Annotated in this window: 11 protein-coding genes, 11 tRNA genes and 1 rRNA gene; all 23 read right to left on the reverse strand. The window is 59.0% G+C overall.

From position 1 onward, the window contains the following. Positions 1-201: 201 nt before the first annotated feature. Positions 202-278, reverse strand: a tRNA-Thr gene (locus VB144_05300). Positions 279-305: 27 nt separating this feature from the next. Further along, positions 306-382 (reverse strand) — tRNA-Met (locus VB144_05305). A 15-nt stretch (positions 383-397) separates the two neighbouring features. Then, positions 398-473, reverse strand: a tRNA-Gly gene (locus VB144_05310). A 12-nt stretch (positions 474-485) separates the two neighbouring features. Then, positions 486-602 (reverse strand): 5S ribosomal RNA (gene rrf / locus VB144_05315). 27 nt (positions 603-629) lie between these two features. After that, positions 630-715 (reverse strand) — tRNA-Tyr (locus tag VB144_05320). Between the two features lie 20 nt (positions 716-735). Further along, positions 736-810: transfer RNA gene (locus VB144_05325), tRNA-Thr, on the reverse strand. Positions 811-872: 62 nt separating this feature from the next. Further along, on the reverse strand, positions 873-1,757 hold the full coding sequence (locus VB144_05330; GenBank protein ID MEA4883072.1) for an RNA methyltransferase: 885 nt from the start codon (positions 1,755-1,757) through the stop codon (positions 873-875). Continuing rightward, positions 1,758-2,123 (reverse strand): 50S ribosomal protein L20, encoded by a 366-nt coding sequence (gene rplT, locus VB144_05335; GenBank protein ID MEA4883073.1) that lies wholly within the window; start codon positions 2,121-2,123, stop codon positions 1,758-1,760. Positions 2,124-2,164: 41 nt separating this feature from the next. Beyond that, positions 2,165-2,362: a 50S ribosomal protein L35 gene (gene rpmI / locus VB144_05340; GenBank protein ID MEA4883074.1), complete on the reverse strand. Its 198-nt coding sequence runs from the start codon at positions 2,360-2,362 to the stop codon at positions 2,165-2,167. Between the two features lie 40 nt (positions 2,363-2,402). Then, on the reverse strand, positions 2,403-2,915 hold the full coding sequence (gene infC / locus VB144_05345) for a translation initiation factor IF-3 (GenBank protein MEA4883075.1): 513 nt from the start codon (positions 2,913-2,915) through the stop codon (positions 2,403-2,405). A gap of 351 nt (positions 2,916-3,266) precedes the next feature. Beyond that, positions 3,267-5,180, reverse strand: coding sequence for a threonine--tRNA ligase (thrS, locus tag VB144_05350; GenBank protein MEA4883076.1), 1,914 nt, complete (start codon positions 5,178-5,180; stop codon positions 3,267-3,269). Between the two features lie 506 nt (positions 5,181-5,686). Then, the gene (locus tag VB144_05355) at positions 5,687-6,676 is read right to left on the reverse strand and encodes a putative sporulation protein YtxC (protein MEA4883077.1); all 990 of its coding nucleotides are present in this window, start codon (positions 6,674-6,676) and stop codon (positions 5,687-5,689) included. A gap of 199 nt (positions 6,677-6,875) precedes the next feature. After that, positions 6,876-6,952: transfer RNA gene (locus VB144_05360), tRNA-Val, on the reverse strand. 16 nt (positions 6,953-6,968) lie between these two features. After that, positions 6,969-7,043 (reverse strand) — tRNA-Cys (locus tag VB144_05365). Positions 7,044-7,086: 43 nt separating this feature from the next. Further along, positions 7,087-7,161: transfer RNA gene (locus VB144_05370), tRNA-Gly, on the reverse strand. A 51-nt stretch (positions 7,162-7,212) separates the two neighbouring features. Continuing rightward, positions 7,213-7,288, reverse strand: a tRNA-Phe gene (locus VB144_05375). Between the two features lie 20 nt (positions 7,289-7,308). After that, a tRNA-Asp gene (locus VB144_05380) sits at positions 7,309-7,385 on the reverse strand. A 23-nt stretch (positions 7,386-7,408) separates the two neighbouring features. After that, positions 7,409-7,484: transfer RNA gene (locus tag VB144_05385), tRNA-Val, on the reverse strand. 62 nt (positions 7,485-7,546) lie between these two features. Further along, positions 7,547-8,464, reverse strand: coding sequence for a DNA glycosylase (locus VB144_05390; GenBank protein MEA4883078.1), 918 nt, complete (start codon positions 8,462-8,464; stop codon positions 7,547-7,549). Between the two features lie 3 nt (positions 8,465-8,467). Continuing rightward, positions 8,468-11,299, reverse strand: a complete 2,832-nt coding sequence (locus tag VB144_05395) for a UPF0182 family protein (protein MEA4883079.1) — start codon at positions 11,297-11,299, stop codon at positions 8,468-8,470. 115 nt (positions 11,300-11,414) lie between these two features. Then, positions 11,415-11,744 (reverse strand): 50S ribosomal protein L27, encoded by a 330-nt coding sequence (gene rpmA / locus VB144_05400; GenBank protein MEA4883080.1) that lies wholly within the window; start codon positions 11,742-11,744, stop codon positions 11,415-11,417. A gap of 20 nt (positions 11,745-11,764) precedes the next feature. Continuing rightward, positions 11,765-12,118, reverse strand: a complete 354-nt coding sequence (locus VB144_05405) for a ribosomal-processing cysteine protease Prp (GenBank protein ID MEA4883081.1) — start codon at positions 12,116-12,118, stop codon at positions 11,765-11,767. Between the two features lie 11 nt (positions 12,119-12,129). Then, positions 12,130-12,444 (reverse strand): 50S ribosomal protein L21, encoded by a 315-nt coding sequence (rplU, locus tag VB144_05410; protein ID MEA4883082.1) that lies wholly within the window; start codon positions 12,442-12,444, stop codon positions 12,130-12,132. Positions 12,445-12,614: the final 170 nt, after the last annotated feature.

A 12,614-nucleotide genomic window follows, 5' to 3' on the forward strand; every position in this document is an offset into this window, starting at 1 on the left:
GGCCTGTAGGTCCCACTGAGCAGCGATTGCTTGAGCTCAGCCCAATGGACATGCAAGTATGGGCGTAGTTCGCCAACTCGCATCCCATCGATCCCCGCCGCTCCTTTGTTCTGCTCCACGCGTTTGCACGCGCTTACCACAAACGATCATGCCGGGCGCACCTATGGAAAGGCCGCACTCCCACGAGTGCGGCCTGACAACTGGAGCCCGCGATCGGAATCGAACCGATGACCTCATCCTTACCATGGATGCGCTGCTACCTACTGAGCTACGCGGGCGACGACCCAATTGGGCCGTTCTACAATTGGTTGCGGGGGCTGGATTTGAACCAGCGACCTCCGGGTTATGAGCCCGACGAGCTACCGGACTGCTCCACCCCGCGACGAACTTGGATCTCTGGAGCGGGAAACGGGGTTCGAACCCGCGACATTCAGCTTGGAAGGCTGACGCTCTACCAACTGAGCTATTCCCGCGCGAAAAACTTCATCTGGCGGCTGCCTACTCTCCCGGGCCGTTGCCAGCCAAGCACCACCGGCGCTGGAAGGCTTAACTACTGTGTTCGGAATAGCAACAGGTGTGACCCCTCCGCCATTGCCACCAGAAAACGACTGCTGCTTAAGGCATATAAGTGGTGGAGAGGGGAGGATTCGAACCTCCGAACCCGTTCGGGAACAGATTTACAGTCTGTCGCCTTTAACCACTCGGCCACCTCTCCACGATCACACAGCCCAAACCTGGAGCCGACGATGGGAATCGAACCCGCAACCTGCTGATTACAAATCAGCTGCTCTACCGTTGAGCTACGTCGGCGATGAATCGTGCCGTGCAAAACGTAGAATACCATATGGCCAGGACGAAGTCAACAGCCTCCGCTACATGTTCTGCAGCACATTACCCAGGGACTTTCTCGAAATCTCATATATGAGTATCGCAGCTGCCGAAGCGGCGTTGAGTGACTCAACATTTCTGGCCATGGGGATGGTGACGAATGCATCCGCGATTCCGCGCACAACACTGGAGATGCCCAGAGCCTCCGAGCCTATGACCAGCAAGGAACGTGACAAGCCATCTTGGGCCCTCGGAATCGAGAGCGTGCCCACGGGGATTCCCCCGGAGACCTCCGAAGCCATCACGTGGTAACCATAAGAACGGGCGCTCAAGAGAAATCCTTCCAGGTCAGGCTCTGCTGCGACTGGCAGCCTGAATAGAGCCCCCATCGACGCGCGCAGAACCTTCGGAGAGCCCAGACGTGCGCATCCAGGCCCGGCCACGATTGCCGCGGTGCCGAGCGCCGCCGCGGTGCGGGAGATCGTCCCCACGTTGCCCGGGTCTGCCACACCGTCAAGGAGAACGATGAAGGACCACGCGCCCACCCCATCCGCCGCGGCGACCCGGGAGTGCGCGAGGATCTCCGATCCGCTCATTGGCCCCCACTCCGCTGTAGCGAACACGCCTTGAGGGGTCCGGGTGTCGGCCATCCGGTCCGCCACACTCTGTGAGATGGCCACAACCTCGATTCCGCGGGCCCGAGCCCCGCCGAGAACCATGCTCCCGGCCCCGCTATCTGCTGCAGCGACGGTAGTGTACACTTCGCGAACGCGAACGCCCGCACTGATCGCATCCGCCACCAGCCGGGCGCCTTCGAGGCCAATGAGCCCCTCCCGCTCTCCTCCTGCACACTCCCGGTAATACCGGACTGCTGGATTGCGCGGGCTCGCTATTTCCCTGAGATCACTGCCTGAGTTCAACTGGCCCACCTACTGGCGAACCGCTTCCTGCTCCCTGGCCACGGCAACGATCTGCCCAAATGCAGCAGCATCCCTGACCGCGATGTCGGCAAGCATCTTGCGGTTGATCTCCACTCCAGCCTTCTTAAGGCCGGCTATGAGCCTGCTATATGAGATGCCGTTCACACGCGCTGCGGCGTTGATCCTGGCGATCCACAGCCGCCGGAAGTCGCGCTTCTTTGTCCGCCTGTGCATGTAGGAGTAATCCATGGCATGCATGACGGCCTGATTCGCCCGCTTCCACGAAATGCGGTTTACTCCGGTGTATCCCTTGGCCAATCTGAGGGTCTTGGTATGTCGACGTCTGGTGATTATGCCACTCTTGACCCTTGCCATCGAAAATCAACCTCCTCCGGACCTCTAGCATGTACCAGGCACTACTTGTAGGGGATCAGCTGGCGGATATTTTTCTGGTCGCACGGCGTCAGTACCTCCGCCTTCCTCATGTGCCGCTTCCTCTTGGAGTCCTTCTTCCCAAGCTTGTGCCTTCTGCCGGATGGGGTCATCATTATGAGACCAGAGCCGCTTACGCGGAATCTCTTAGATGTCGCCTTGTGAGTCTTCATCTTAGGCATTCCGATTACCCTCCTTAACTGCTGGCGCCGGATGACAGAGTTACTCAGCCTTGGGGGTAAGGATCATGATCATGTTCCTGCCCTCCACCTTGGGCTCTCGCTCGACGGCGCCGACTTCAGTGACGGTAGCTGCAAGCTCTTGGAGCAGCTTCCTGGCAATGTCCGCGTGGACGATCTCACGCCCACGGAACCTGACTGTCACTTTGACCTTGTCGCCATCGCGCAGGAACTTCTCCGCATTCTTCGTCTTCACCGAGAAATCGTGATCCTCGATCTTCGGAGTCATGCGGACTTCCTTGATGCTTACGATATGCTGCTTCTTTCTGGCTTCACGGTCACGCTTGCTCTGTTCGTACTTGAATCTACCGAAGTCCATGATGCGGCATACAGGCGGCCTTGCTGTAGGTGCAACCTCGACGAGGTCCAGGTTTCTCTCCGCAGCCACACGCAGAGCGTCTCTCAATTGAAGTATGCCCAGCTGCTCTCCGTTTTCGTCCACCACGCGGACTTCCCTGGCTCTGATCTCCTCGTTGATGAACAGCTCCCTACCGATAGTGCTTCACCCCCATGTGTACTCGACCCTCGGACAATATCGACGCCTAGGCAAACAGAAAGGGCGGGTGCACCACCCGCCCGACATAACAGATACACTACAGGCAGACACCGAAGGTGGCTGAAACCTGTATATGACCCTGTTAGACCGGCCTGGCTGAGGCGGCCAATGCGATCCCGCATTGTTCACGACGCCGGCCGGTGAGAAGCGGATGGCTTCTGCTTCAACACGCGTCCTAGATTCGCAGATCTGAGTATAGCATAGCGACCATGGTTCGTCAAACGCGGGCGTGCCCGGACCAGAGAGCCCGCCGACTCACCCGCGTCTTCCGTTCAGGCGCCCTTGCTGCCGCTATTCAATCGACTTCGCGTCAACCTCTGATTTGAGCCTGGCGACGAAATCATCCAGAGGCATGGCGCCAAGGTCGCCGGCTTTTCGGGCTCGAACAGACACCATCCCCGACTCCATTTCCTTGTCTCCCACCACAAGCATGTACGGGACCTTCTCGATCTGAGCCTCGCGGATCTTGTACCCGATTTTCTCGCCCCTCGTATCGGCCTCGGCTCTGAACCCGCGCTCCGAGAGGGCGGCCATGACACTGACAGCGTAGTCCGCGTGTCGCTCCCCGATAGACAGCACCTTGGCCTGAACGGGTGCAAGCCATGCAGGGAATGCACCTGCATACTGCTCGATCAGGCAGCCCATGAACCGCTCCACGCTCCCTAGCACAACTCGGTGGATCATGATCGCTCGATGCTTTTCACCATCGTCACCGATGTAGTTAACATCGAATCTCTCAGGCAGATTGAAGTCCACTTGGATCGTGGGCCCTTGCCACAGGCGACCGAGAGCGTCCTTCAACTTGATGTCGATCTTCGGTCCGTAGAATACACCCTCGCCTGGGTCCACCGAATAGGCAAGCCCGTGGCTTTCGAGAGCCTCGCGCAGCGCCGATGTGGCTCGTTCCCAGTTCTCGTCAGAGCCGACCGACTTCTCGGGCCTCGTAGAAAGGAACACCTCATACTTGGGGAACCCGAAGCTCTTCAGCATGAAGGCAGCGAAATCGATGACTCCTACTATCTCATCGCGGAGCTGGTCCGGGCGGCAGAAGATGTGCGCGTCATCCTGGGTGAAGCCGCGAACCCTGAGCAGTCCATGGAGCGCGCCGGAACGCTCATACCTGTATACCGTCCCGAGCTCACAGTAGCGGATCGGCATCTCCCTGTAGCTGTGGCTCCGGGTCTTGAAGATCAGAATGTGCCCAGGGCAGTTCATGGGCTTGAGCACATACTCCTTCTCATCAATGGACAGGAAGTACATGTTGTCCCGATAGTACTCATTGTGCCCCGAGATCGTCCAGAGGGTGGATTCGGCTATGTGCGGGATCATCACATACTGATAACCGCGCCTCACATGCTCGCGCTTCCAGAAGTCCTCAATCGAGAGCCTGAGAGCTGCACCCTTCGGATGATAGAAGATGAGCCCAGCCCCTGCTTCTTCGTGGATGCTGAACAGATCGAGCTCACGGCCGAGTTTCCTGTGGTCGCGCCGCGCGGCTTCCTCAATCAGCCTGACGTGCTCTTCGAGCTCAGCCGCTGTTGCGAATGCCGTTCCATATATGCGCGAGAGCATCGGCCGCTTCTCATCCCCGCGCCAGTAAGCGCCGGCGACACTGAGGAGCTTGAACGCGCGGAGCATCCCCGTCCTTGGCAGATGGGGTCCTCGGCACAGATCCACAAACTCGCCCTGCCTGTAGAAGCTCACCATGGAATCGGGCAGATCTTGCACAAGCTCGGCCTTGTAGGTCTCACCTGCTGCATTGAGCCTTGCAAGCGCCTCCTCCCGTGTTGCCTCCTCACGTACGATGGGCAGGTTCTCCTCCACGATCCGCTTCATCTCGGCTTCGATCTTCCCAAGCTCCTCGGGAGTAAACGCTTCCTGGCGGTCAAAATCGTAGTAGAACCCGTTTGCGATGGTGGGGCCTATGGCGAGCTTGATTCCGGGAAACAGCCTTCGCACCGCCTGCGCCATGATGTGGGCAGCAGTGTGCCTCATGGCGTCAGTCCCCTCAGGCGACGAGACATCGAGGATCTTGACTTCGCAATCTCTGGTAATCGCATGGGCAAGATCCATCGGAATCCCGTCGATTAGCCCAATCACCGCCTGCTTCGCCAGGCGCTGGCTGATGCGCGACGCCAGATCCCCGAGGGTAGAGCCGTGCTCGACCTCAGTCTTCGATCCATCGGGAAGAGTCACTATCACCAGCCCATGCCTCTTGATTTCCTCCACCGTTTTCACCTTGCTTTCCTAATCCAGTAGTTGCCAGCTGCTATCCAGAGCATCCTGTGGTGCGGCCTCAGGCGCACGCAAAAAGACCCCGTCCTGAACAGTAAGTTCGGGACGGGGCAAGCCCGCGGTTCCACCCGGATTAGCGTACATCGCCTTCGGCCTGCATTGGAAAGGCAGCCTGGCGCCCATACGCCCTCTCGTTGAGCCCTGTAACGGGGGCCAGTCGTGGCGGCATACTTGGCGTTCTCGGCGATCCTGATCCAGCCTTCTCAAGGCAACCGCTTCGCGCACGCCGTTCAACCCCAGGCTCCGAGGGGGTTTTCGGCCATCGCTGCTCCGGCGGGTTCGCACCATTCGCCGCCGTCTCTGAGAGCCCGATGTGGCCTAATCGTCCTCGTCATCGCCATTCAGCATCTGAAGTTAATCACATTTTAGACCTGCGAGTGGAGGATGTCAACCCAAGTGCGACCTGCGACCACGGATCAAAGGCCCATGCCGTCGCCATGCTCGTCAACTGCCCCAGGCCCGAGAGCCTGCTTCGTCATGGCATCCTGCTTGGGAACGGGCAGTTCATCAGAGGCGCTCTTCTCGGCCGCGCGCACCTGGCACGCGGACAGCCTGCACCCCTGGCACACCTCGACTTTGCCCTCAAAGACACTTGCCAGCATATCGGCGACTGACTCGTCAGGGTTGAAGTGAAGGACTATCCTGCCTGGCGATACCGTCATGAGCGCACTGATGAGCAGGTCCGCCATTTCCACGCCTTCATCGAGAAGGTCGGCGGCTAGAGTTCCCATGTATTCTCCATTCACCTCTGCCCCATCCTGTCCGAGAAGCTCAAACCCGCCGTTGGGCAGCCTCACCACATGGACCTCATCCTCCCGCTGCTCCTGCAGATCCACGAAGTACTTCAGGAGTCTCACAAACTCCCTGTGCTCTCGGTCTGCCATGAACCGCGCTAAAGCCTCGTCGGCCGACCGCTGAACCTCCTCCATGTATTCCTTCATGCGGAACCTCACGTAACCCTCAACAACTAGCATGCTGCAATCGCTGAGGCATGCCTCAACGTCAGCCGCCACTTCGTGGGAACGCATCACAGGATCAAGCACACCTAGAATGCCTTCGTTGAGGATAGTCTCGGCGTAACCGGACACTGCCAACGCTTCGTCCCCTGAAAGCTCAGGATGCCTGGATTTCAGCGTGTCGACAAGAAGAGCCTCCTCCAGCTCCTCGAATATCAGGCCTGAGACGGCTGACGCCACAGAGCGCCGAAGTGCTGTGCGCAGATCGTTCCCGTGCATTCCAGAGCCGCGGTCCTCCTTAACGATGCACTCGATAGTGGCGAGATCCCCAAGGTCTCGGCAACGGACGCTTATGTGAAGTCCGCGACCACGCAGAATATCCAATTCATAGAAAAGCCGCCGTCTCAGAGAGTCGGCGGCAAGATAGGAGCCGATTTGGACAGAGTCCATCGCGCCTTGCCCCCTTCATCGCCTAGTATATGTCCGCTTCACAAGACGCATACAAAGCCTCAACCGGGGCATAATGGATTGAATCGTCATTTTCGACCGAGTCCGGACACAAAGCGCATCCACGGCTGAACATCTCGAAACGGGAAAGAAAAAGCCCTGGTTCCGGATTCTTCATCCTCCCAGGACTTCGCCTTCAATATGGTGGGATGCAGTGGACTCGAACCACTGGCCTCAACGATGTCAACGTTGCGCTCTAACCAGCTGAGCTAGCACCCCAAGCCTTGGTCAGTAGTGGAGGCGACACCCGGATTTGAACCGGGGAATCGCGGTTTTGCAGACCGCTGCCTTACCACTTGGCTATGTCGCCGTATAGATCCACACGGCCAGATGGCCGTGTGTACCAAAATGACTGGAGCGGAAGACGGGATTCGAACCCGCGACCCTCGCCTTGGCAAGGCGATGCTCTACCACTGAGCCACTTCCGCATTTCAATCAGCACGCTTCCACGAATCGCCACGCCGTATCCTGCGGCAACATGGTGCCGAGGGGCAGAATCGAACTGCCGACACGGGGATTTTCAGTCCCCTGCTCTACCGACTGAGCTACCTCGGCCCAAAGCAGACCAAAGAAAATGGCGGAAGCGACGGGAGTCGAACCCGCGATCTCCTGCGTGACAGGCAGGCATGTTAGACCACTACACCACGCCTCCGCAAACCTGCTGAGTTTTCAAACTGGTGGGCGAAACAGGGCTCGAACCTGTGACCCCCTGCGTGTAAAGCAGGTGCTCTCCCGGCTGAGCTATTCGCCCCAGCGCCCCTCGGCGCTTTTTCATTATACAGTACACGATTTCCGCATGCAATAGGGGTCAGGCTACTTTTTGCTGTGCGATGCCCCCCTCAGCTCGTCGGGAATTGTCTCTCGAGCGTACGCGAACAGGTACTCCTGGGCATATCCCGCCAGGTTTCCGAACTTGTCTGACGCCCACCGGCGTATCTCGCGATGGGGTATCTCCGCGCCTCCGAAGTAGAGGCAGCGCACCGCCCTTTCGATCCACACATCAACTGGAAATGCCTCGAATTTGCCCATCGAGAAGAGCAGCACGCAATCGGCTACCTTCTCACCGACGCCCCTGAGCCGGATCAGTTCCTCCTTGGCGGCAGGGTATTCCATGGCTGTAATGGCGTCCAGATCGGTTTCCCCCGTCGCTGCCCTATGAGCTGCCTCGCACACGGCGCGCGACCGAAAGCCAGCCTTGCACGCTACAATCTGGCATTCCTCAGCGCACGCAAGGTCGCGGGGCCCCGGGAAAGAGAAGCGTGTCGCCTCGTCCTGGCAATCACCAAGGGGCCTGCCCCAACCGCGAGCAATGTTCTCTATCGCCCTGGATATCTGAGGGATGCCGTTTCTGGCAGAGAGGATGTACGAAACCAGACACTCCCATGGCTCCTGCGCCACCAGCCTGAGCCCACGCGAATGCTCCACCGCAGCTGCCATGATGGGGTCTATGGACGCGATCTCCTGCTCGATATGGGCGTGGGGCGTTCGAAGGCGGAAGTAGTCCATCACTACCTCCATGGTTGCCGAATCCACAGGAGGGTGCACCACCAAGGCGCCGCCTCGCTGCTCTAGTCGTAGAAGCTTGCCCCTGACGACCCCTTCCTCCATGTCCACCCCGTCCACCCCGTCCGCCCCGGCGCCGCTCGTTCGTCGCCAGCGGAACGCCTGCCCACAGTGGCAGGTGGTGTGAAGATCAAAGCTATCGAATCCCGTGATGCAGCACTCATCCATCATCTACCGCTCACCGCCGGCAAGAGATTCAAGCACAGCCTTCAGCTGGCGCTCGATCTCGCCGTACCCCTCCCAGTCGCCGCGTTTGAGGCTATCCTGGCCCTCTTGAAAGAGCTCCAGCGCTCTCTGCGCATCTTGCTTTGCTCCCGCCGAATTGCCGCCTGCGCCCTGCACTGCTCCTAAAGATGCGCCCGCATCGGCAGAGGCGGCTCCATGGGCTGGCATCGCGTAAGTAGCCGGAGTGCCGGTGAGGGCCTTGGCCCCTCTCCCAAGCCCAATATCGGCCTGGCTCACGCCGAGCATCGACGAAAGGGCGCTGCCCAGGTCCTGCCCTATGGCCAGGCGCGTGCCATCCGATACTACCACCCTCTTGAGCTGCGGAAGCTGGCTGGCCTGCGCCGCGAGGAACAGCGGTTCCACGTAGAGGATGCCCCGGCCTATCGGGTACACGAGCAAGTTGCCTCTGATCACACTGGAACCCTTCTGATTCCAGAGCGCAAGCATCTTAGAGATCTCGGCATCCTGATCGATCTGGGCCTCAATCTGCATGGGCCCGAATATGACCCGCTGCTTGGTGAACTTGTAGATCGTCATCTGGCCGTAGTCGTCCATGTCGCAATCAACTGCAAGCCACGCAGTCATGTTGTCCTTGCGCGCCGGGGTGAAAGGCATGAACAGCACGAACCCGAGGTTATGGTCACCGGGGAGTTCCATGTTGACATAGTATGGAGCGACCTCCCGCTGCGAGCCTTCGTAGAGCTCTTTGGGGATGCCCCAGTAGTCTTCCTTGTTGTAGAACACCGCTGAATCCCGCATGTGATACATAGCGTACATTCTCGACTGCATAAGGAACAGATCCTCGGGGTAGCGAACATGCGCCCTGATCTCAGCGGGCATTTCGGACGCCGGTTTGAACACGCCCGGGAATACCTTCGAATAGGTGACCGCTATGGGGTCATCAGGGTCGACAAGATAGAAATCCACCTTCCCGGTGTAGGCGTCCACAGTCGCTTTCACCGAGTTCCTGATGTAGTTGATATCGCCCGCGAAGCGTTCCGCATATGGATAGGCATTTGAGGCGGTGTACGCATCCACCATCCAGACCAGCCTTCCATTGGCTATGATGATGTATGGATCGTGGTCGAACTTCAAGTAGGGTGCGATCTTCCGCAGGCGCTCTCCGATCTCACGGGTGTACAGAATCCTGCTGTCGGGAACGATGTCCCTAGATAGGAGTATCTTCGCATCGGAGAATCTCGTAGCCAGAAGGGCTCTCTTGAGCAGATGGCCCATTCTCACCCCGGAATCGGCAGAGTATTTGGCGTACGCGTTGGCGTCACCCATCGGGTAATCGAACTCCTGGGTCCTGGTGTTCACGATCACCCAATCCCGCGTTTCCTCGCCGAAGTATATCTCCGGCCTCTCCACCGCGAGTTCAGGCTCTCCTACCGGAGGTATGTCGCGCAACACGAATGTGGGAAGGCCATCCTGGCTGATGTCATTGACTGGGCTCGCGCACACACCGTACCCGTGGGTGTACTTGAGCCTCAGGTTCATCCATGTCTGGGCTTCCTTCGGCAGGCGCGCCGCATCAAGCTCGCGCGCTGCGATCATCACCTGAGTGGTCTTGCCCCCGATAGTGTACCTGTCGATATCGATGTCGGAGAACTTGTAGTAGAGGCGCATCTCCTGAAGCTGACCGTAGGTTGAGAGGAGAGGCTCCCAATCCCATACCCGCACATTCCTAATGGTGGATCCGGCGGCCAGGATATCCTGGGGCGCCAGCTCGCTGGCCACCTCGAACTCCCTCTCCCTGATATCATCGAGGCCGAACGCTGCCCTGGTGAAATCGATGTTATGCTCTATGTACGGCCTCTCCAGCTCCATCTCGTTGGGGCTTACGACCAGTCTCTGGATGATGCCCGGGAATACTCGGAATATCATGAGAGACCCGATCACCACTAGCGTTAGGGCAATAGTGGATACTCGCAGTATTCGTGGCCTGGCCTTTACGATGCCTGCGAGAACCATGAGGATGGCTGCTATGATCGCCACCGCCTCCAGAATCCTCAGCGCAGGCAGTGCGCCACGCACATCCGCATAGCTGGCCCCCAGCACCAGCCCTCTAGTGGAGTAGAGCAGGTTGAACATGGCCAACCGATAGCCTCCCGCCACCATGATGAACATGATCGCGGCAAGCACACATATGTGGAGCTTCGCCTGCGGGCTGATCCCGGAAAACACCAGCCTCCCGTGCCCAGCAAGCCCAGAAGCCGGGCGCTGCCCGAACGGTCCGCCACTGGTTTGCGCTGCATCCGGCTCCCGGCGCAAGAGCTTGAAGATACTGCCGGACATCAGGTAGATCAGGATCACCAATGCAGTGGTCAAGATCACAAGCCATGCGGCCGACGCGTAAGTCCCCTTTATCAGAGGCATTCGGAAGATGTAGAACGACACATCATTCCCGAAAATCGGATCAGCCTTGCCGAACGGGGTTGCGTTGAGGAACTGGTGAAACTCCATCCAGCGCCCCCATGAAGCCCCGATCGCAGCCAGACCCGCTACTGCGGAGAGGAGGTTCGCGAGCCGCTTGGGCATCAGCTTCGAAGACCGCCTCACAACGAGAAGGTTCGCGAACACGAATATGTATGCAATCGTGAACATGGCCAGGCCGGTGATGGCTCTGGCCTCGACTCGCTTCCAGTATACGCCCAGATAACCTAGGTCAGCGTACCACATCTGCTCGGCGGCGAAGGCCGCTATTGCCCTCCAACCAAGAGCGACGGCCAACACGATGACAAGCACGATCCTGAGGACTCCGTATCCCTTACGCATCTGCCCCATCCTTTCACAGGACGAAATCGCCGGCATTAGCCGATTCCCGGAAAATAGCAAAAGAGGGCTTGCATCAAGCGCGCCTGACGCAAGCCCCCCAACGTGTGTTCCCCTATCAGACCGACTCTGCGACAGAAGCCTCCGCCTCTGGCGTCGGCGTCGGCGCTGCGCTGGCCTCAATACACACGCGCTTCCCGGCCTTTCCAACGCGCTCAAACTTCACATTGCCGTCCGCGGTCGCAAAGAGCGTGTAGTCGCTGCCCATTCCCACATTGACGCCTGGGTAAATCTTCGTTCCGTGCTGCCTCACGATGATGCTGCCGGCGCTGACCCACTCACCGCCGTACTTCTTTATTCCGAGCCTCTGCGACTGAGAATCCCGGCCATTCCTGGAACTGCCGACACCCTTCTTGTGCGCAAATAGCTGAAGGTTCATTGTTATCACAGTGGACACCTCCTGGTGCATCAGTCAATAGGCCCGATTAGTCGTGAATCGTTGTTGACCCTCACATGGTCCGGGTACTCATGGGCGATCGCCGTGATGCCCGATATCATGGTCTCCAAGATCGCATCGGCGCGCGTGCGCACATCTCCCGACCTACACTCGAGGATCACGCATTCGAGTGTCCCGCCCCTGCGGGCACTCCTGACCGCTACTCGGGCCCCCGCGTGTTTCGCGAGGCCATTGGCAGCTGCGATTGCCAGAGCCGAGACCCCAGCGCACACGATGTCGCTGCCGTACTCGGCTGCGCCCGCGTGCCCCCGAACGGTGAACCGAACTACATGCCCGCCCGCCCGCACCACCGAAAGTGAAACCACGTCGCCCGCCCCTAGGCCCCTGCTATCGACTGAATTCTAACAGAGGTGAATGGCTGCCTGTGGCCGGTCTTCTTGCGCTCGTGCTTCTTGGCCTTGTACCTGAATACGTAGATCTTCTTGGCCTTGTCGTGACCAAGAACCGTTCCAACAACGGAGCCGCCCAGCACCATCGGTTTGCCCACGGTCACGGTCCCGTCTGCAGCGATCATAAGAACACGACTGAAGATGACTTCCTCGCCGGCTTCCACATCGAGTTTCTCAATACGGACGACGTCGCCAGGCGAGACGCGGTACTGCTTGCCGCCGGTCTCCACAACTGCGTACATACTCCAAACCCCCTCGCACTATTGGCTCGCCGAGATAATGAAGGCAGGCGAAATGCCGCTCCCCGGTGCTTGCCGCAGCACATCGGAGATCAGCAGATCCGCCGTTTGCGGGCCTTTCTCGAGCGGCTTCGTGCGACACACCCAGTCGCCCGCAGCGTTTCAAATATAGC

This window comes from Clostridia bacterium (assembly GCA_034926675.1).
In the GTDB taxonomy this organism is placed as follows: Bacteria; Bacillota; DTU025; order DTU025; family DTU025; genus JAYFQW01.